Origin of the sequence: Vibrio lentus, from assembly GCF_030409755.1 — a bacterium.
GTDB classification, from domain to species: domain Bacteria; phylum Pseudomonadota; class Gammaproteobacteria; order Enterobacterales; family Vibrionaceae; genus Vibrio; species Vibrio lentus.
In genome coordinates this window covers 3,328,339-3,349,183 of sequence record NZ_JAUFQE010000002.1, presented here as the reverse complement: position 1 = coordinate 3,349,183, position 20,845 = coordinate 3,328,339, and the positions used below count along the sequence as shown (strand labels likewise).

15 protein-coding genes, 3 tRNA genes and 6 rRNA genes are annotated in these 20,845 nt (G+C 47.8%); 11 read left to right on the top strand and 13 right to left on the bottom strand.

Annotated elements, in window-relative coordinates; all coding sequences use genetic code 11:
- Positions 1–6: 6 nt before the first annotated feature.
- From QWZ07_RS23820 to QWZ07_RS23770, 11 genes are read left to right on the top strand one after another with little or no spacing between them, the layout of a single operon-like run.
- Positions 7–822 carry a major capsid protein P2 gene (locus QWZ07_RS23820; RefSeq protein ID WP_192854169.1) on the top strand — a complete coding sequence of 272 codons (816 nt, stop codon included), beginning with the start codon at positions 7–9 and terminating at the stop codon, positions 820–822.
- A 9-nt stretch (positions 823–831) separates the two neighbouring features.
- Positions 832–1,104: a hypothetical protein gene (locus tag QWZ07_RS23815; protein WP_132715530.1), complete on the top strand. Its 273-nt coding sequence runs from the start codon at positions 832–834 to the stop codon at positions 1,102–1,104.
- Positions 1,105–1,107: 3 nt separating this feature from the next.
- Entirely contained in the window at positions 1,108–1,254 is a 147-nt protein-coding gene (locus QWZ07_RS23810; protein ID WP_165919940.1) for a hypothetical protein, read from the top strand.
- Positions 1,254–1,460, top strand: coding sequence for a hypothetical protein (locus QWZ07_RS23805; protein ID WP_048669409.1), 207 nt, complete (start codon positions 1,254–1,256; stop codon positions 1,458–1,460). The genes QWZ07_RS23810 and QWZ07_RS23805 overlap by 1 nt, the downstream gene beginning before the upstream one ends.
- Positions 1,441–2,397: a hypothetical protein gene (locus tag QWZ07_RS23800; RefSeq protein ID WP_192854170.1), complete on the top strand. Its 957-nt coding sequence runs from the start codon at positions 1,441–1,443 to the stop codon at positions 2,395–2,397. The genes QWZ07_RS23805 and QWZ07_RS23800 overlap by 20 nt, the downstream gene beginning before the upstream one ends.
- The gene (locus QWZ07_RS23795; protein ID WP_048669407.1) at positions 2,394–3,017 is read left to right on the top strand and encodes a hypothetical protein; all 624 of its coding nucleotides are present in this window, start codon (positions 2,394–2,396) and stop codon (positions 3,015–3,017) included. Before QWZ07_RS23800 ends, QWZ07_RS23795 begins: the two co-directional genes overlap by 4 nt.
- Positions 3,014–3,448, top strand: coding sequence for a hypothetical protein (locus QWZ07_RS23790; protein WP_192854171.1), 435 nt, complete (start codon positions 3,014–3,016; stop codon positions 3,446–3,448). The genes QWZ07_RS23795 and QWZ07_RS23790 overlap by 4 nt, the downstream gene beginning before the upstream one ends.
- Entirely contained in the window at positions 3,432–3,767 is a 336-nt protein-coding gene (locus QWZ07_RS23785; protein WP_192854172.1) for a hypothetical protein, read from the top strand. The genes QWZ07_RS23790 and QWZ07_RS23785 overlap by 17 nt, the downstream gene beginning before the upstream one ends.
- 59 nt (positions 3,768–3,826) lie before the next feature.
- Positions 3,827–4,255, top strand: a complete 429-nt coding sequence (locus QWZ07_RS23780) for a M15 family metallopeptidase (protein ID WP_048666341.1) — start codon at positions 3,827–3,829, stop codon at positions 4,253–4,255.
- Positions 4,252–4,662, top strand: coding sequence for a hypothetical protein (locus QWZ07_RS23775; protein WP_192854173.1), 411 nt, complete (start codon positions 4,252–4,254; stop codon positions 4,660–4,662). The genes QWZ07_RS23780 and QWZ07_RS23775 overlap by 4 nt, the downstream gene beginning before the upstream one ends.
- The gene (locus QWZ07_RS23770; RefSeq protein ID WP_258166914.1) at positions 4,662–4,793 is read left to right on the top strand and encodes a hypothetical protein; all 132 of its coding nucleotides are present in this window, start codon (positions 4,662–4,664) and stop codon (positions 4,791–4,793) included. Before QWZ07_RS23775 ends, QWZ07_RS23770 begins: the two co-directional genes overlap by 1 nt.
- Before the next feature lie 182 nt (positions 4,794–4,975).
- Here the strand turns inward: QWZ07_RS23770 and QWZ07_RS23765 are convergent.
- From QWZ07_RS23765 to QWZ07_RS23705, 13 genes are all read right to left on the bottom strand, one after another.
- Positions 4,976–5,052, bottom strand: a tRNA-Trp gene (locus tag QWZ07_RS23765).
- A gap of 59 nt (positions 5,053–5,111) precedes the next feature.
- Positions 5,112–5,188: transfer RNA gene (locus tag QWZ07_RS23760), tRNA-Asp, on the bottom strand.
- A 67-nt stretch (positions 5,189–5,255) separates the two neighbouring features.
- A 5S ribosomal RNA gene (rrf, locus tag QWZ07_RS23755) occupies positions 5,256–5,371 on the bottom strand.
- Positions 5,372–5,469: 98 nt separating this feature from the next.
- Positions 5,470–8,362 (bottom strand): 23S ribosomal RNA (locus tag QWZ07_RS23750).
- An 18-nt stretch (positions 8,363–8,380) separates the two neighbouring features.
- The gene (locus tag QWZ07_RS23745; protein ID WP_226980825.1) at positions 8,381–8,536 is read right to left on the bottom strand and encodes a hypothetical protein; all 156 of its coding nucleotides are present in this window, start codon (positions 8,534–8,536) and stop codon (positions 8,381–8,383) included.
- Between the two features lie 130 nt (positions 8,537–8,666).
- A tRNA-Glu gene (locus QWZ07_RS23740) sits at positions 8,667–8,742 on the bottom strand.
- Between the two features lie 65 nt (positions 8,743–8,807).
- Positions 8,808–10,362, bottom strand: a 16S ribosomal RNA gene (locus QWZ07_RS23735).
- A 393-nt stretch (positions 10,363–10,755) separates the two neighbouring features.
- Positions 10,756–10,871 (bottom strand): 5S ribosomal RNA (gene rrf / locus QWZ07_RS23730).
- Between the two features lie 98 nt (positions 10,872–10,969).
- Positions 10,970–13,862: ribosomal RNA gene (locus QWZ07_RS23725) — 23S ribosomal RNA — on the bottom strand.
- Positions 13,863–14,216: 354 nt separating this feature from the next.
- A 16S ribosomal RNA gene (locus QWZ07_RS23720) occupies positions 14,217–15,771 on the bottom strand.
- Together the 16S, 23S and 5S rRNA genes with 3 tRNA genes alongside form the textbook arrangement of a ribosomal RNA operon.
- A 677-nt stretch (positions 15,772–16,448) precedes the next feature.
- Positions 16,449–17,225 (bottom strand): phosphoadenylyl-sulfate reductase, encoded by a 777-nt coding sequence (locus QWZ07_RS23715; protein WP_102542874.1) that lies wholly within the window; start codon positions 17,223–17,225, stop codon positions 16,449–16,451.
- Complete coding sequence (cysI, locus tag QWZ07_RS23710; protein ID WP_192854067.1) at positions 17,218–18,945, bottom strand: assimilatory sulfite reductase (NADPH) hemoprotein subunit; 1,728 nt, start codon at positions 18,943–18,945, stop codon at positions 17,218–17,220. The genes QWZ07_RS23715 and cysI overlap by 8 nt, the downstream gene beginning before the upstream one ends.
- Positions 18,945–20,810: an assimilatory sulfite reductase (NADPH) flavoprotein subunit gene (locus QWZ07_RS23705; RefSeq protein ID WP_102300388.1), complete on the bottom strand. Its 1,866-nt coding sequence runs from the start codon at positions 20,808–20,810 to the stop codon at positions 18,945–18,947. Before QWZ07_RS23705 ends, cysI begins: the two co-directional genes overlap by 1 nt.
- Between the last annotated feature and the right edge of the window lie 35 nt (positions 20,811–20,845).

The following is a 20,845-nucleotide window of genomic DNA, read 5'->3' as shown; positions in this document are numbered from 1 at the left end:
ACAAACATGTCAGTAAAACCAATCAAACTGAATTCCATGGTCGGGGCCGCTTGGGGACAAAAAGGCACGCTGCCTATTCCTGTTGGGCCGACTTACCATGAGTTAGTGCTAGAGACGAATGCCGAGGCCGCCGAGATTGAACGCTTGTCGATTACGCTGAATGCAGAGGAAATCTATGTCTTAACGGGCAGTGAAATCCTGATGTTAGAGCGCTACAAGCAACGTGCTCATACGAATGGCCATTACGTGATCCCATTCAGTGACATTACCGCTCGCACTAAAAATGGGGTTCGCTACACAGGACTCGTGACGGAGGCGGGCGATAACATTCATTTGGATATTCAGTTCAAAGCGAAAGCCAGCGGTGAGCCATTGTCTATCCAGGTTCATGCTTGGGTCACCAATGCGCAACCTGCCCGTATCTTGGTTCCAATGATAAAGCGTGAAACCATGCCAGCGAACGCCGCAGGGGTAAACGAGTTTACGAGCTTAGTATCAAGTCCGTTAATCAGTTTGCGCCGTGCACACTTTATGCACGCGGGGATCACCAAGCTCGAAATTGAACGTGACTTTGTGAAAGAGTACGAAGCCAACAAGTTCATCAATAATGCGAACGCCAAACGGAACGAACGTACGCCACAAGCGGGCTATTTTCATTTTGATCCGATTGTGCGTGGCTTTTCTATTGATGAGCTCTTCCCAACACAGCACAGCTCTAATCTGAAGTTTTCAGTGACCACGAGTGACGTCGCCGGCTCAATTCCTATTTTGGTTGAATCGGTCAAAGTGGTTCGCCCTGAAATGCTCGCAGGTAAATACTAAGGAGCACGCATGAGCTTTTTTGATGACCTGTTGGAGTTTGGTGAAGGGGCACTCGATAGCGTGGGAGAAAATGCCGATTGGTTATTTGGTCACAACGCAAATTCGTCTAATCCCAACACCACGCAGCAGCCAAACACCCCAGTGGTCGACAATAACGGCAATGCCGTGACGAGCCCACAAGGTAGCTCTGCCGTAGTGAAAGATAACACCTTGCTTTATATCGGTGGCGGGATAGCGGCGCTCTTGGTGGTGGTTCTTCTCATTGTTCTATTCAAGGATTAGCGCATGCCATTACTTTTTATCGGTTTAGGCGGTCTTGGGCTTGGAACAGCACTCGGATTTGGTGTGAGCCAGGGGCTCAACAAAACCCTAACCGCGACTGCGGTGATGGCTTTGCTCTACCTTGCCTATAAATTGGGAGTATTTCGCTAATGCTAGGTTCATTGACTTCTTTAACGGGTGGCGGTGGTTTGACGGGCGGGTCTTCGGGACCCGCAACGTCTGGGAACACCTCCAACACCACCAATAACAGCGGCTTTACGGCCGGCGCAATGAACTTTGGCAGTCATAACGGCATACCGTGGTGGGGAATAGCGCTCGTAGCGCTTCTTGCGCTGTATGTTTTCACTCGAAAGTAACTTAATTCCTGAAACGTGGGGAAACGCCAAGCCGAAGTTAAGTAAAGCGCTTGGTGACTACCTCAAGCAAGCTGAAATTGAAGTGAAAGCGGGGCGAGAGTCCCTCTATCGAGTCGAAGACACGTTCATGTTGTTACGCGGCGAGCAATCCCCCTCTGGCGCTAAGGAGTTGGTTGTGGTGGCTTTAGCGGGTGACATGGCCATCGGGACGCTCAGTGCTCTCAATCACGGAGTGGCGAATGGGTTTGATTCTATTCGCGCTCACTTTAATCAGCGCGGCGCTTATCGCTATATTCAGCGTAAATTGCAATTGCCCGTGCGAGAGATTGAGACCCACAAGAATGAGCACGTATTACAAATAAGGTTTGATGACATGGGTGGACGGAGTAAATCAAAGAGCAATGCGAAAACCATCACCACGACCACCAACAAGAACAACAGTCTGGGTATTGGTGGTGATAACAACGGCTTTGCTCTGTCAGGGATAGAAAACTCTGACATTAATTTAAGCATGACTGACCACGGTGCCATGGCAGTGGCGGGTAAGACCGCAGAAGAGGCGTTTAACTTTGGTCATAACGCCTTAGATTTGGCGTCAGATAGCGTGGATGCGTCGCTAAATTTTGGTGAAAGCGCACTGGATGGCGCGTTTAGTTTTGGTGAGAGTGCATTAGGGGCCAACGCTGATCTGAGTGAATACGCGATAGGGGCAAACACGAACCTGAGTGAGCACGCGATAGATTCGATTAAATCCATGGCAGGTCAACAAACGGAAACCACCAAAGCCGCCATTGCCATGGCGAATGCATCCAAAGCAAGAGAGCAGACGGGTGAGAACGAAAGCAATAATGAGCTGTTGAAAAACGTGTCTCTTATGGTGGGTATTCTCGGTACGTTAATGACCATGGCCTATTTAGTATCGGGGCGTAAGAAATGAAACAACTCCATACCTTAAGCGCTGGCGAAAGCATTCAGTTTAACGCGGGTCAGGCAGGTAAATACCTCATCCTTCGTGAAGCCAGTCATTCCCTGATGCTTCGCGGAGACGCGTTACGTCCTACAGAAATCGGGCGGGGCGATACGGTGGATATCACTCGTTTTGATGAGCTTGAACTTTTTAACCATCAGGCGGAATCCGTCACAGTTGAATATCAAGTGGCAGACATTCCCATCATCACCAAATCTCAAAAAATCGACATTAATAATTCCGTCGCGATTAGCGAAATCTTAACTCCCATCACTGTCAGTGCCGTTCAAGCAGAAGTGAAGACGCGCATTCAAAATGACACGCTAACCGTGGAGAAGCTCGCTGACCTTTACACCTTGCAAAAGGTCGATACGGGTCATCTGGATTTGACGGGAGACGAGCAAAGCATTGCGGGAAATGAAGAGCGAAAAGGACTCTTTATTCAAGCCTCTCAAGATAATGATCGCTCTGTTTTGGTTCAAGGGTTTATTGAGGTTGTCGCCGGCGGTCATGTGCTGATTAAAAGTAACAAGGCCGTGATGCTAGAAGGTCTGGCAGGTGACAAGGTTCGCCTAGGTGAGTTCGTATGATTAGCGTTTATAACCCAACTTATAACCCATCGCTCGGCGGCAAAGGTCTATCTGTTGATGTAGATGGCACTCTTTCAGTGGCATACACAGACAGTGCTTTGCAAATCCATAGTGTGGAGTTTCCTTTGCAACCCTGTGAGCTTTCATTAGTCACTCTAAACGTTGAAACTTCAAGACGATCTACGATTGAGACGTTTAGAACCTATCTAAGGTATAACATTGAGGCTCTCAATGATGAGAATGACATTCTAATGAATCAGCAATGCACTTATCAGTTAGGTGAATCAACCACTAGAGACGCCATAACCTCCCCAATACACACGATTGTTGTCCCCAAAGGAGCAACAAAAATAAAAGTTCGAATGGGCTCAGGCGTCGATTTAAGGGTAATGAAAGAGAGTGAGGCTTCATTCAATGAAAGTACAAGTTAATCGCATGGGACTCATTGTCTCCGTTAATGCACCGCAACCTAGAGAGGATTGTGAGACGCTTGATATTGAGTTAACCGACAACGTATTAAGCAATTTGGATGACTACCTTGTTCAAGACGGAGAGGTGGTGCTTAACGAGGCTCTTGTATGGGAAAACATGAGCTACGCTCGCCAACAGCTCGCAAAGCACTATCTTGAAGCCACCGATTTTTATTTAGTACGCCAAGTAGAAACCGGTGCTGACGTGCCTCAAGAGGTTCTCTCCAAGCGAGCAACAGCCAGAGCGCTACTGGTGACCCAGTTACCGGACTTCGAATAATGGCCATTAAAAAGTTGAGTGCGCTCGCTGTGCTCTTCACTTTACTAGGAGTGTATTTCATGAACAAAAAAACCGTGGATAAGGCACTTAGTCAGTTTGCGTTATCAGCAAGAAGTGAGTCACGCATGATTGGGGTTCATGGCGATCTCAAGCGCGTGGTTCGCAGGGCGATAGAGTTAACCCCTTTTGATTTTGGGATTACCTCGGGAAAGCGAACGGCCGAAGAGCAAAACGCCCTCTTCAAAAAAGGCGCCAGCCAATTAGACGGCTACAGCAAAAAAAGCCGGCACCAAACGGGGCATGCCATCGATTTTGTCGTGTATGACGAAAACAACAAAGTCACATGGGGCTTTAGTTATTACGAGCAAGTCAGTTGGGCGTTTAAACAAGCGGCGCAAGAGCTGAATGTCCCTATTGTCTGGGGTGGGGATTGGGTCAGCTTTAAAGACGGGCCTCATGTGGAACTCGATAAACGGGTTTACGCATGATAGGCGCCATCGCAAACCTCATTACCGGCGGTATTGATGCCTATAAGCAGCATGGCCTCAATAAAGCGAACGCTCTCAAGCGACAAGATGAGCTCGAACAAGAGCGTCACCAAGCTCAAGTGAAGCGTTTACAGTCTGGTGATGAAAAGGCCGCCGATTTAGATAGGGTGAGCCTCAAAGATCGCGGCCTTAAAGATGAGTTCATTCTCTTAGTGGTGTTTGTTCCTCTCATCTTGTCGTTTATTCCAGACTATGCCGAGCATGTGCAAGAAGGCTTCAAAGCGTTGGAATTTGTGCCCGAATACTATTGGTACATAGTGGGCGCAGTGGTCATCGACACGTTTGGTTTTCGCTCTATGGTGCGTTACTTACTGGAGTTCTTTTCATTTAAATTCAGGGGTAAGTAATGGAGCTACTCGTCTCACTGAACAGCATGGGCTTATCGCCGACCTGGATAGCGTTACTCGTTGTGTTATGGAAGCAAGATAAACGCTTGACCATCATTGAAACAATTTTAGAGGGTAAAAAGAATGGCTAAAACAGGGGTCAAAAGAAACGGCACGTTAAAAAAGGGGTACCGCTTCGCCAAAGGTGGGCGTGTTGTGAAAGCAAAAAGCATCACCAAGAAGCGAAAAAAACGTCGATAAAATAAATTGCAGATAGCAAAAAGGCCACTCAATGAGTGGCCTTTTTTTCATGCATAAAAATGCACTTTGAAGATGGCAGGGGTGGAGAGATTCGAACTCCCAACACGCGGATTTGGAATCCGCTGCTCTGCCAATTGGAGCTACACCCCTAAAATTTTTACTACTTCAGATTCGAAAAAACCTCGCACTAGGCGAGGTTATCGAATAAGTGGCGGAGTGGACGGGACTCGAACCCGCGACCCCCGGCGTGACAGGCCGGTATTCTAACCAACTGAACTACCACTCCGCAGTGGTCAACTCACTAAGTGAGCGTCCATATCTCCAGGTCGGTCAACCTAAAGATTTAATTTAAAGCCTGGCGATGTCCTACTCTCACATGGGGAAGCCCCACACTACCATCGGCGCTATTGTGTTTCACTTCTGAGTTCGGCATGGAATCAGGTGGGTCCACAATGCTATGGTCGCCAAGCAAATTTTAAAATTCGGAAAACTGATTTAAAAGTATCTCTTCAAACTCATTCAAGCGTTTGGTATTTCTTTGAGTCCACAAAACCCCTTGGGTGTTGTATGGTTAAGCCTCACGGGCAATTAGTACAGGTTAGCTCAATGCCTCGCAGCACTTACACACCCTGCCTATCAACGTCGTAGTCTACGACAACCCTTTAGGACGCTTATAGCGCCAGGGAAAACTCATCTCAAGGCTCGCTTCCCGCTTAGATGCTTTCAGCGGTTATCGATTCCGAACTTAGCTACCGGGCAATGCCATTGGCATGACAACCCGAACACCAGAGGTTCGTCCACTCCGGTCCTCTCGTACTAGGAGCAGCCCCTTTCAATTTTCCAACGCCCACGGCAGATAGGGACCGAACTGTCTCACGACGTTCTAAACCCAGCTCGCGTACCACTTTAAATGGCGAACAGCCATACCCTTGGGACCGACTTCAGCCCCAGGATGTGATGAGCCGACATCGAGGTGCCAAACACCGCCGTCGATATGAACTCTTGGGCGGTATCAGCCTGTTATCCCCGGAGTACCTTTTATCCGTTGAGCGATGGCCCTTCCATTCAGAACCACCGGATCACTATGACCTGCTTTCGCACCTGCTCGAATTGTCATTCTCGCAGTCAAGCGGGCTTATGCCATTGCACTAACCACACGATGTCCAACCGTGTTTAGCCCACCTTCGTGCTCCTCCGTTACTCTTTGGGAGGAGACCGCCCCAGTCAAACTACCCACCAGGCACTGTCCGTAATCCCGATTCAGGGACCAACGTTAGAACATCAAAACTACAAGGGTGGTATTTCAAGGACGACTCCACCACATCTAGCGACGCGGTTTCATAGTCTCCCACCTATCCTACACATGTAGGTTCAATGTTCAGTGCCAAGCTGTAGTAAAGGTTCACGGGGTCTTTCCGTCTAGCCGCGGGTACACTGCATCTTCACAGCGATTTCAATTTCACTGAGTCTCGGGTGGAGACAGCGTGGCCATCATTACGCCATTCGTGCAGGTCGGAACTTACCCGACAAGGAATTTCGCTACCTTAGGACCGTTATAGTTACGGCCGCCGTTTACCGGGGCTTCGATCAAGAGCTTCGACCGAAGTCTAACCCCATCAATTAACCTTCCGGCACCGGGCAGGCGTCACACCGTATACGTCATCTTACGATTTTGCACAGTGCTGTGTTTTTAATAAACAGTTGCAGCCACCTGGTATCTGCGACTCTCGTCTGCTCCATCCGCAAGGGACTTCACTGATAAGAGCGTACCTTCTCCCGAAGTTACGGTACCATTTTGCCTAGTTCCTTCACCCGAGTTCTCTCAAGCGCCTTGGTATTCTCTACCCGACCACCTGTGTCGGTTTGGGGTACGATTCCTTACAATCTGAAGCTTAGAGGCTTTTCCTGGAAGCATGGCATCAATGACTTCACTACCGTAGTAGCTCGACATCGTATCTCAGCGTTAAGAAAGTCCGGATTTACCTAAACTTTCCGCCTACATACTTGAACCTGGACAACCGTCGCCAGGCCCACCTAGCCTTCTCCGTCCCCCCATCGCAATTGTAAGAAGTACGGGAATATTAACCCGTTTCCCATCGACTACGCCTTTCGGCCTCGCCTTAGGAGTCGACTTACCCTGCCCCGATTAACGTTGGACAGGAACCCTTGGTCTTCCGGCGAGGGAGTTTTTCACTCCCTTTATCGTTACTCATGTCAGCATTCGCACTTCTGATACCTCCAGCAGCCCTTACAGACCACCTTCAACGGCTTACAGAACGCTCCCCTACCCCACATACCCTAAGGTACGTAGCCGCAGCTTCGGTGTATAGCTTAGCCCCGTTACATCTTCCGCGCAGGCCGACTCGACCAGTGAGCTATTACGCTTTCTTTAAATGATGGCTGCTTCTAAGCCAACATCCTGGCTGTCTGAGCCTTCCCACATCGTTTCCCACTTAGCTATACTTTGGGACCTTAGCTGGCGGTCTGGGTTGTTTCCCTCTCCACGACGGACGTTAGCACCCGCCGTGTGTCTCCCGGATAGTACTTACTGGTATTCGGAGTTTGCAAAGGGTTGGTAAGTCGGGATGACCCCCTAGCCTTAACAGTGCTCTACCCCCAGTAGTATTCGTCCGAGGCGCTACCTAAATAGCTTTCGGGGAGAACCAGCTATCTCCAGGTTTGATTGGCCTTTCACCCCTAGCCACAAGTCATCCGCTAATTTTTCAACATTAGTCGGTTCGGTCCTCCAGTTGATGTTACTCAACCTTCAACCTGCCCATGGCTAGATCACCTGGTTTCGGGTCTAATCCTAGCAACTGTACGCCCAGTTAAGACTCGGTTTCCCTACGGCTCCCCTAAACGGTTAACCTTGCTACTAAAATTAAGTCGCTGACCCATTATACAAAAGGTACGCAGTCACACCACGAAGGTGCTCCTACTGCTTGTACGTACACGGTTTCAGGTTCTATTTCACTCCCCTCACAGGGGTTCTTTTCGCCTTTCCCTCACGGTACTGGTTCACTATCGGTCAGTCAGTAGTATTTAGCCTTGGAGGATGGTCCCCCCATATTCAGACAGGATATCACGTGTCCCGCCCTACTCGATTTCACTGATTATGATGTGTCGGTTACGGGGCTATCACCCTTTATTGCGAGACTTTCCAGACTCTTCACCTGCATCATTAAAAGCTTAAGGGCTAATCCAATTTCGCTCGCCGCTACTTTCGGAATCTCGGTTGATTTCTCTTCCTCGGGGTACTTAGATGTTTCAGTTCCCCCGGTTTGCCTCCTGTTGCTATGTATTCACAACAGGATACGTGCTTATGCACGTGGGTTTCCCCATTCAGAAATCCCAGACTCAAAAGGTTATTACTACCTAATCTGGGCTTATCGCAAGTTATTACGTCTTTCATCGCCTCTGACTGCCAAGGCATCCACCGTGTACGCTTAGTCACTTAACCATACAACCCGAAAGGGTCTTAGTGTATGGCAACTAACCAAGGTTTTTGGTTGTCATCAAGAAGGGTTAATTCCTGATGACTGTTTGCCGGACTCAATTGTGAATCAATGTAAACATTGATTCGAATACAAGACACTTGAATGTGTTTGTTGTGTTTATCAATAAAGATAAACATTGAGAACTTTTAAATTTGATTTGAATTACTCGTAAGTAATCAAATCAGTCAGCTTTCCAAATTGTTAAAGAGCTTGATTCAAACTAATGAACCATTTTTAAATACTCTGATAGAAGAGAATACTTAAAGATGGTATCCCGTAGGGGAGTCGAACCCCTGTTACCGCCGTGAAAGGGCGGTGTCCTAGGCCTCTAGACGAACGGGACACTAGTATCTCTTAACTTTTCTAAACCATCAATCTGTGTGGACACTCATCGTGACTATCTTCGTATAAGGAGGTGATCCAGCCCCAGGTTCCCCTAGGGCTACCTTGTTACGACTTCACCCCAGTCATGAACCACAAAGTGGTGAGCGTCCTCCCCGAAAGGTTAAACTACCCACTTCTTTTGCAGCCCACTCCCATGGTGTGACGGGCGGTGTGTACAAGGCCCGGGAACGTATTCACCGTGACATTCTGATTCACGATTACTAGCGATTCCGACTTCATGGAGTCGAGTTGCAGACTCCAATCCGGACTACGACGCACTTTTTGGGATTCGCTCACTATCGCTAGCTTGCTGCCCTCTGTATGCGCCATTGTAGCACGTGTGTAGCCCTACTCGTAAGGGCCATGATGACTTGACGTCGTCCCCACCTTCCTCCGGTTTATCACCGGCAGTCTCCCTGGAGTTCCCGACATTACTCGCTGGCAAACAAGGATAAGGGTTGCGCTCGTTGCGGGACTTAACCCAACATTTCACAACACGAGCTGACGACAGCCATGCAGCACCTGTCTCAGAGCTCCCGAAGGCACACCTGCGTCTCCGCTGGCTTCTCTGGATGTCAAGAGTAGGTAAGGTTCTTCGCGTTGCATCGAATTAAACCACATGCTCCACCGCTTGTGCGGGCCCCCGTCAATTCATTTGAGTTTTAATCTTGCGACCGTACTCCCCAGGCGGTCTACTTAACGCGTTAGCTCCGAAAGCCACGGCTCAAGGCCACAACCTCCAAGTAGACATCGTTTACGGCGTGGACTACCAGGGTATCTAATCCTGTTTGCTCCCCACGCTTTCGCATCTGAGTGTCAGTGTCTGTCCAGGGGGCCGCCTTCGCCACTGGTATTCCTTCAGATCTCTACGCATTTCACCGCTACACCTGAAATTCTACCCCCCTCTACAGCACTCTAGTTCACCAGTTTCAAATGCAGTTCCGAGGTTGAGCCCCGGGCTTTCACATCTGACTTAATGAACCACCTGCATGCGCTTTACGCCCAGTAATTCCGATTAACGCTCGCACCCTCCGTATTACCGCGGCTGCTGGCACGGAGTTAGCCGGTGCTTCTTCTGTTGCTAACGTCAAGATATGCAGCTATTAACTACACACCCTTCCTCACAACTGAAAGTACTTTACAACCCGAAGGCCTTCTTCATACACGCGGCATGGCTGCATCAGGCTTTCGCCCATTGTGCAATATTCCCCACTGCTGCCTCCCGTAGGAGTCTGGACCGTGTCTCAGTTCCAGTGTGGCTGATCATCCTCTCAGACCAGCTAGGGATCGTCGCCTTGGTGAGCCATTACCTCACCAACTAGCTAATCCCACCTAGGCATATCTTGACGCGAGAGGTCCGAAGATCCCCCTCTTTGGCCCGTAGGCATTATGCGGTATTAGCCATCGTTTCCAATGGTTATCCCCCACATCAAGGCAATTTCCTAGGCATTACTCACCCGTCCGCCGCTCGACGCCCATTAAATCCTCCGAAGAATCAATAATGTCGTTTCCGCTCGACTTGCATGTGTTAGGCCTGCCGCCAGCGTTCAATCTGAGCCATGATCAAACTCTTCAATTTAAGATTTTGTGACTCAACGAATACTGACTTCAAAACTAATATTTACCGAAGTAAACATGTAATTCTAAAGCTATTACCATTCCAACAGAATGGTAATGAATTGACTGTGCCGAATAACTACAAGTAGTTAAACGTATTGGTCACTCAGTTCATTGAAATCATTGTGTTACCGAAGTAACTGCTATTACCTAAGTAATAACGTTTTGATATTCATCAACGAGTGCCCACACAGATTGATAGGTTTAAATTGTTAAAGAGCTTTGCTTTCAGTGCCTTAGCACGTAAGCAGGACGCGTATAATACGCTTTCCACTTTGAAAGTCAACATAAAACTCTAAGAAAACTTAGAACTCTATGGTGACTTGTCTATTAAATAGACAAAGTCGAAATTAAAGCCTGGCGATGTCCTACTCTCACATGGGGAAGCCCCACACTACCATCGGCGCTATTGTGTTTCACTTCTGAGTTCGGCATGGAATCAGGTGGGTCCACAATGCTATGGTCGCCAAGCAAATTTTAAAATTCGGAAAACTGATTTAAAAGTATCTCTTCAAACTCATTCAAGCGTTTGGTATTTCTTTGAGTCCACAAAACCCCTTGGGTGTTGTATGGTTAAGCCTCACGGGCAATTAGTACAGGTTAGCTCAATGCCTCGCAGCACTTACACACCCTGCCTATCAACGTCGTAGTCTACGACAACCCTTTAGGACGCTTATAGCGCCAGGGAAAACTCATCTCAAGGCTCGCTTCCCGCTTAGATGCTTTCAGCGGTTATCGATTCCGAACTTAGCTACCGGGCAATGCCATTGGCATGACAACCCGAACACCAGAGGTTCGTCCACTCCGGTCCTCTCGTACTAGGAGCAGCCCCTTTCAATTTTCCAACGCCCACGGCAGATAGGGACCGAACTGTCTCACGACGTTCTAAACCCAGCTCGCGTACCACTTTAAATGGCGAACAGCCATACCCTTGGGACCGACTTCAGCCCCAGGATGTGATGAGCCGACATCGAGGTGCCAAACACCGCCGTCGATATGAACTCTTGGGCGGTATCAGCCTGTTATCCCCGGAGTACCTTTTATCCGTTGAGCGATGGCCCTTCCATTCAGAACCACCGGATCACTATGACCTGCTTTCGCACCTGCTCGAATTGTCATTCTCGCAGTCAAGCGGGCTTATGCCATTGCACTAACCACACGATGTCCAACCGTGTTTAGCCCACCTTCGTGCTCCTCCGTTACTCTTTGGGAGGAGACCGCCCCAGTCAAACTACCCACCAGGCACTGTCCGTAATCCCGATTCAGGGACCAACGTTAGAACATCAAAACTACAAGGGTGGTATTTCAAGGACGACTCCACCACATCTAGCGACGCGGTTTCATAGTCTCCCACCTATCCTACACATGTAGGTTCAATGTTCAGTGCCAAGCTGTAGTAAAGGTTCACGGGGTCTTTCCGTCTAGCCGCGGGTACACTGCATCTTCACAGCGATTTCAATTTCACTGAGTCTCGGGTGGAGACAGCGTGGCCATCATTACGCCATTCGTGCAGGTCGGAACTTACCCGACAAGGAATTTCGCTACCTTAGGACCGTTATAGTTACGGCCGCCGTTTACCGGGGCTTCGATCAAGAGCTTCGACCGAAGTCTAACCCCATCAATTAACCTTCCGGCACCGGGCAGGCGTCACACCGTATACGTCATCTTACGATTTTGCACAGTGCTGTGTTTTTAATAAACAGTTGCAGCCACCTGGTATCTGCGACTCTCGTCTGCTCCATCCGCAAGGGACTTCACTGATAAGAGCGTACCTTCTCCCGAAGTTACGGTACCATTTTGCCTAGTTCCTTCACCCGAGTTCTCTCAAGCGCCTTGGTATTCTCTACCCGACCACCTGTGTCGGTTTGGGGTACGATTCCTTACAATCTGAAGCTTAGAGGCTTTTCCTGGAAGCATGGCATCAATGACTTCACTACCGTAGTAGCTCGACATCGTATCTCAGCGTTAAGAAAGTCCGGATTTACCTAAACTTTCCGCCTACATACTTGAACCTGGACAACCGTCGCCAGGCCCACCTAGCCTTCTCCGTCCCCCCATCGCAATTGTAAGAAGTACGGGAATATTAACCCGTTTCCCATCGACTACGCCTTTCGGCCTCGCCTTAGGAGTCGACTTACCCTGCCCCGATTAACGTTGGACAGGAACCCTTGGTCTTCCGGCGAGGGAGTTTTTCACTCCCTTTATCGTTACTCATGTCAGCATTCGCACTTCTGATACCTCCAGCAGCCCTTACAGACCACCTTCAACGGCTTACAGAACGCTCCCCTACCCCACATACCCTAAGGTACGTAGCCGCAGCTTCGGTGTATAGCTTAGCCCCGTTACATCTTCCGCGCAGGCCGACTCGACCAGTGAGCTATTACGCTTTCTTTAAATGATGGCTGCTTCTAAGCCAACATCCTGGCTGTCTGAGCCTTCCCACATCGTTTCCCACTTAGCTATACTTTGGGACCTTAGCTGGCGGTCTGGGTTGTTTCCCTCTCCACGACGGACGTTAGCACCCGCCGTGTGTCTCCCGGATAGTACTTACTGGTATTCGGAGTTTGCAAAGGGTTGGTAAGTCGGGATGACCCCCTAGCCTTAACAGTGCTCTACCCCCAGTAGTATTCGTCCGAGGCGCTACCTAAATAGCTTTCGGGGAGAACCAGCTATCTCCAGGTTTGATTGGCCTTTCACCCCTAGCCACAAGTCATCCGCTAATTTTTCAACATTAGTCGGTTCGGTCCTCCAGTTGATGTTACTCAACCTTCAACCTGCCCATGGCTAGATCACCTGGTTTCGGGTCTAATCCTAGCAACTGTACGCCCAGTTAAGACTCGGTTTCCCTACGGCTCCCCTAAACGGTTAACCTTGCTACTAAAATTAAGTCGCTGACCCATTATACAAAAGGTACGCAGTCACACCACGAAGGTGCTCCTACTGCTTGTACGTACACGGTTTCAGGTTCTATTTCACTCCCCTCACAGGGGTTCTTTTCGCCTTTCCCTCACGGTACTGGTTCACTATCGGTCAGTCAGTAGTATTTAGCCTTGGAGGATGGTCCCCCCATATTCAGACAGGATATCACGTGTCCCGCCCTACTCGATTTCACTGATTATGATGTGTCGGTTACGGGGCTATCACCCTTTATTGCGAGACTTTCCAGACTCTTCACCTGCATCATTAAAAGCTTAAGGGCTAATCCAATTTCGCTCGCCGCTACTTTCGGAATCTCGGTTGATTTCTCTTCCTCGGGGTACTTAGATGTTTCAGTTCCCCCGGTTTGCCTCCTGTTGCTATGTATTCACAACAGGATACGTGCTTATGCACGTGGGTTTCCCCATTCAGAAATCCCAGACTCAAAAGGTTATTACTACCTAATCTGGGCTTATCGCAAGTTATTACGTCTTTCATCGCCTCTGACTGCCAAGGCATCCACCGTGTACGCTTAGTCACTTAACCATACAACCCGAAAGGGTCTTAGTGTATGGCAACTAACCAAGGTTTTTGGTTGTCATCAAGAAGGGTTAATTCTTGATAACTGTTTGCCGGACTCAATTGTGAATCAAACTAACGTTTGATTCGAATACAAGACACTTGAATGTGTTTGTTGTGTTTATCAATAAAGATAAACATTGAGAACTTTTAAATTTGATTGAATTACTCGTAAGTAAATCAATCAGTCAGCTTTCCAAATTGTTAAAGAGCATAAAGCAAAAAGCTTTAATCAATAACTTACGTTATTAATTAAAGCTCTGGCTTTAACTAAATCTAAACCATCAATCTGTGTGGACACTCATCGTGACTATCTTCGTATAAGGAGGTGATCCAGCCCCAGGTTCCCCTAGGGCTACCTTGTTACGACTTCACCCCAGTCATGAACCACAAAGTGGTGAGCGTCCTCCCCGAAAGGTTAAACTACCCACTTCTTTTGCAGCCCACTCCCATGGTGTGACGGGCGGTGTGTACAAGGCCCGGGAACGTATTCACCGTGACATTCTGATTCACGATTACTAGCGATTCCGACTTCATGGAGTCGAGTTGCAGACTCCAATCCGGACTACGACGCACTTTTTGGGATTCGCTCACTATCGCTAGCTTGCTGCCCTCTGTATGCGCCATTGTAGCACGTGTGTAGCCCTACTCGTAAGGGCCATGATGACTTGACGTCGTCCCCACCTTCCTCCGGTTTATCACCGGCAGTCTCCCTGGAGTTCCCGACATTACTCGCTGGCAAACAAGGATAAGGGTTGCGCTCGTTGCGGGACTTAACCCAACATTTCACAACACGAGCTGACGACAGCCATGCAGCACCTGTCTCAGAGCTCCCGAAGGCACACCTGCGTCTCCGCTGGCTTCTCTGGATGTCAAGAGTAGGTAAGGTTCTTCGCGTTGCATCGAATTAAACCACATGCTCCACCGCTTGTGCGGGCCCCCGTCAATTCATTTGAGTTTTAATCTTGCGACCGTACTCCCCAGGCGGTCTACTTAACGCGTTAGCTCCGAAAGCCACGGCTCAAGGCCACAACCTCCAAGTAGACATCGTTTACGGCGTGGACTACCAGGGTATCTAATCCTGTTTGCTCCCCACGCTTTCGCATCTGAGTGTCAGTGTCTGTCCAGGGGGCCGCCTTCGCCACTGGTATTCCTTCAGATCTCTACGCATTTCACCGCTACACCTGAAATTCTACCCCCCTCTACAGCACTCTAGTTCACCAGTTTCAAATGCAGTTCCGAGGTTGAGCCCCGGGCTTTCACATCTGACTTAATGAACCACCTGCATGCGCTTTACGCCCAGTAATTCCGATTAACGCTCGCACCCTCCGTATTACCGCGGCTGCTGGCACGGAGTTAGCCGGTGCTTCTTCTGTTGCTAACGTCAAGATGCGCAGCTATTAACTACACACCCTTCCTCACAACTGAAAGTACTTTACAACCCGAAGGCCTTCTTCATACACGCGGCATGGCTGCATCAGGCTTTCGCCCATTGTGCAATATTCCCCACTGCTGCCTCCCGTAGGAGTCTGGACCGTGTCTCAGTTCCAGTGTGGCTGATCATCCTCTCAGACCAGCTAGGGATCGTCGCCTTGGTGAGCCATTACCTCACCAACTAGCTAATCCCACCTAGGCATATCTTGACGCGAGAGGCCCGAAGGTCCCCCTCTTTGGCCCGTAGGCATTATGCGGTATTAGCCATCGTTTCCAATGGTTATCCCCCACATCAAGGCAATTTCCTAGGCATTACTCACCCGTCCGCCGCTCGACGCCCAACAAATCCTCCGAAGATTCAATGTTGTCGTTTCCGCTCGACTTGCATGTGTTAGGCCTGCCGCCAGCGTTCAATCTGAGCCATGATCAAACTCTTCAATTTAAGATTTTGTGACTCAACGAATACTGACTTCAAAACTAATATTCATTCGAAAATGAACATGTAATTCTAAAGCTATTACCATTCCAACAGAATGGTAATGAATTGACTGTGCCGAATAACTACAAGTAGTTAAACGTATTGGTCACTCAGTTCATTGAAATCAAGTTTGTTACCGAAGTAACTGTTATTACGCTCTTTCGAAAAAGAACCAATAACGTTTTGATATTCATCAACGAGTGCCCACACAGATTGATAGGTTTAAATTGTTAAAGAGCTTCTCTTCGTTGTGACTTACATCACTTCGGAACAGGCGGCTATTCTAGCGTTTTAATTCTCAGTGTCAAACACTTTTGAAAATTAATTTCTACTTTCTAAAAGTAGAAGCGAATTATCGCTTAAAGCTAGTTGCCTTACTAACATTCTTCGCTGAAGCCTTGTGGCATCTACCGTGTCAGTGAGGCGGCATTATAGAGATGTTCCTCACATTGGCAAGTGTTTATTAGCAAAAGTTGCAAAAATAACAATTAGGTGATGAATAAACACCCAAAGCCTTATTTATGCAAGTTTAACTACAAAGTACCTACAAAATAACCACAGACTTATCCACAATTACTTTAATTTCATCCCCTAGAAACTAAAAAAGCTGCCTTATGGCAGCTTTTTAAATGGCAATGAGTCTAAATCCCAGAGCCATATTGCTCTCCATCGTCTTCATGGAGACCACATTCTCGTTTTAGACCATTGAAACGGGTTTCTTCTTCGGTCATACCCGGTTCCCATTTCTTAGTCGTATGAGTATCTCCAACAGAAAGGTACCCCTGCTCGCGAAGTGGGTGGTAACTGAGACCATGCTCTTCTAAGTAATAATGAACGTCTTTATTTGTCCAATCAATTACTGGCAAGAACTTAAACACACCATTTTGGATAGATAAGATCGGTAAGTTTGCACGCGATTGAGATTGCTCTCTTCTCAACCCAGAAAACCAAGTGCCAGCCTCGAGCTCATCCAGCGCTCTTCTCATCGGTTCAACTTTATTAAGCTTGTTGTACTTCTCTATCCCTTCTATACCTTGATCCCAAAGTTTGCCATATTGCGCTTCTTGCCAATTAGGGCTCTGCTGAGAACGAAAGACTTGAAGGTTTAGAGTCAACTTCTGACTCAACTCATCGATAAATCGATACGTTTCCGGGAATAGATACCCAGTGTCCGTAAGAATAACTGGAATATCGGGTTTTGCTTGAGTCACTAAGTGCAGCATCAACGCCGCTTGGATTCCGAAACTAGAAGACACCACATGTGTTCCTTCTAAGTTTTCTAGAGCCCACTTCACTCTTTCTAATGCAGTTAGCTGTTCTAACTCAGCATTAATTTGTCCAAGACGAAGTATCTGCTCCGTCTTAGTCAATGCGAGTAGTTCTGCTAACTTCAATTTTGAAGCGACAGAATTATGCATGCAGATCCCTCTTTGAAATGATCACCTCTTCGATGATGCCAGCTCGGATAGTAAAATCACCAAACCCTTCATTGTCGTTACGTTCCGTAGCCCAACGTCCCACCAGCGAATCAATCTCTTCTAAAATCTGAGCTGACGTGATGTTCTCTTTATACATCTTCGGGATACGAGTTCCGGCTTTGTTGCCACCTAAGTGCATGTTGTAACGCCCCGGTGCCTTGCCGACTAAACCCAGTTCAGCCAACATTGCACGACCACAACCGTTTGGACAACCCGTGATACGAAGGATGATGTTGTCTTCTTCTGGTAATCCATGTTTCTTCAGAATGTCTTCAACATCCGTTACAAACTCGGGAAGAAAACGCTCAGCTTCTGCCATTGCTAAAGGACATGTTGGGAATGCCACACAGGCCATTGAGTTCTTGCGCTGCTCGGAAACGGCATCATCCATCAGCCCGTATTGACGTGCCAGCTTTTCAATTTTTGCCTTTTGGCTCTTAGGTACACCTGCAACAATTAGGTTTTGGTTCGCTGTCATGCGGAAGTCACCTTTGTGGATCTTCGCTATTTCAGCAACACCTGTTTTCAGGGCTTTATCCGGGAAATCAAGTAAACGACCATTCTCGATGAATAACGCTAAGTGGTGCTTACCATCAATGCCTTCCGCCCAACCGATACGGTCGCCACGGCCAGTAAACTCATAAGGACGACTTTCAGAAAACTCAACGCCTGCACGTTTTTCTACTTCTGCTTTGAATACATCAATACCAACACGATCGAGTGTGTATTTGGTTTTGGCGTTCTTACGGTTCGAACGGTTACCCCAATCACGCTGAGTCGTTACCACCGCTGCGGCGACATCTAACGTTTTTTCCAATGGAACAAAACCAAAGTCGTCAGCTTTACGTGCATAAGTAGAAGTATCGCCGTGCGTCATTGCAAGACCACCGCCAACTAATACGTTAAAGCCCACCAGCTTTCCGTCTTTAGCAATCGCGATAAAGTTAAGATCGTTAGCATGAACATCTACGTCATTTTGCGGAGGAATGACAACCGTAGTCTTGAACTTACGCGGTAGGTAGTTGCTACCTAAGATAGGTTCTTCATCCGTTGTTGCTAGCTTTTCACCATCTAACCAGATCTCAGCATAAGCACGTGTCTTAGGTAATAGATGCTCACTGATCTTTTTCGCCCACTCGTAAGCTTCTTGGTGAAGCTCAGACTCAACTGGGTTTGTCGTACATAGAACATTTCGGTTTACGTCACCCGCAGTCGCGATTGAATCAATACCAATACTGTTTAGTGTTTGGTGCATTAACTTAATGTTCGGCTTCAACACACCGTGAAACTGGAAAGTTTGACGAGTTGTGAGACGGATAGAACCATAAGAGGTGCTTTCATCTGCGAATTTATCAATCGCTAACCATTGCTTCGGAGTGATGATGCCGCCTGGCATACGAGCACGCAGCATTACATTATGTAAAGGTTCTAACTTTTGCTTGGTACGTTCGTTACGAATATCACGGTCATCTTGCTGGTACATACCGTGGAAACGGATCAGTTGAAAGTTATCTGCGGTAAAACCACCAGTGATACGGTCTTGAAGATCTTGTTCAATTGTACCGCGAAGATTTTTACTTTCACGCTTCAGACGTTCATTGTCAGCCAAAGGTCCCAGTACTTGACCTAGCACTTCTTGCTCTATTACTTGCTTGCTCATTAGTACACATCCCTTTGGTAACGTTTCGCTTTACGTAAATCATTAATATATTGTTCAGCTTGTTCGCGGCTCTGATTGCCATGTTTTTCCGCTATCGTAACTAACGCTTCATGAACATCTTTTGCCATTCGAGTTGCATCGCCACATACATAGAGGTACGCGCCCTCTTGCAGCCATTGCCAAACCTGCTCTGCTTGTTCGATTAAGCGATCTTGAACATAAACCTTTTCTTTTTGGTCACGACTAAAGGCAACATCAAGCTTGGTTAGCGCACCAGATTTAAGGTACTTCTGCCATTCAACTTGATATAAGAAATCTTGCGTAAAGGTTCGGTCACCAAAGAACAGCCAGCTCTTACCTTGAGCGTCATTGTTTTCACGCTCTTGAACAAAACTGCGGAATGGTGCGATACCGGTACCCGGGCCGACCATGATGATTGGCGTATTATCGTCTTGTGGTAGTTTGAAGTTATTGTTGTTCTCAACGAACACCTTCACTTCACCACCTTCTTCAAGTCGTTGAGCTAAGAAGCTAGAAGCTCCGCCTAAACGAGATTCATCGCCCTTTTGGTATTCAACCAGACCAACCGTTAAGTGAACTTCTTCATCCACTTCTGCTTGGCTTGATGCAATAGAGTAAAGGCGCGGAGTCAGCTTACGTAGTAGACCAATCAATTCATCAGCCGATAGCTTAGTTTTCTTCTCAGCTAAAACATCGACAACTTGAGTATTACCCGCGTATTCACGAAGCTTGTCTTTATCTTCCACTAGCTTGATTAACTTCTTGCTGCCCGATAGCTCAGCAAACTTAGTCACAAGTTGAGGGTTTGAAGATGTAATCTCGAATTTACTGACGAGTGCACTGTGGACAGATAAGTTGTCACCATCGACATCGACACTTTCGATACCAGACAACCCAACCTTAGAAAGAATCTGATTTGCGAGTTCTGAACTGTTTTCAAACCATACGCCTAGCGCATCACCTGGTTGGTAAGTAATACCCGACTCATCAAGATCAATCTCGATATGACGAACATCTTTACCCGAATCACGACCGGTGATCTTTTGGCTCGTCAATAATGTCGCGGTGTATGGGTTTTGTTTGGTGTATTGCGAATGACCGGCAGCCGCTTGACCTACTGGTAATTGAACCACATCGGCTTCAGTACCTGTCGATAGCGTCTCTTTTACTTGCTCTAATGCTTTAGCGCGCCATTCCGTTGCTGACTCTTCGTAATCAACATCACAATCAAGACGGTCGACAAACGATTTAGCACCAAGCTTAGCGAGGAAGTTATCGAAGTCTTTAGCCGTTTGGCAGAAGAACTCATAGCTTGAGTCACCTAAACCGATCACACCGTATTGTAGGTTTGATAATTTTGGCGCTTTCTTCGATTGAAGGAATTCATGCAACTCAATAGCGTTATCAGGGGCTTCGCCCTCACCATTGGTTGAAGCCACAAAAATGACGTGTGTCTCTTTGGCTAGGTTCTTACCTTTATAATCACTTGCATCGAAAAGCTCGACAGCAATCCCTAAGGCTTTCGCTTCTGCCTCAAGCGATTCAGCGACACCTTTCGCATTACCGGTTTGGGATGCGAAGATAATGCTGAGCTTACCCGCAGGTTTTGCGGCTACTGCAGCGGCTGCTTGAGCGATTGGCGCGGCGGCACCCACAGGCTGAGTTTGGCTCACACCCCAAAGGTAACCACTGACCCATGCCAGTTGTTGAGAAGATAATTCAGAAACAGTTTGCTGAAGATGACCCAATTGTTGGTCATTAAGTGGTGCTGCTAGCCCAGGTAACTCATTAGCCCCAGACTGTGCATTATTATTTTGTGAAGACTCTTTCTTATTTAAAGACATGGTCACGACATCCCTAATCATTGCGTGACGATAGA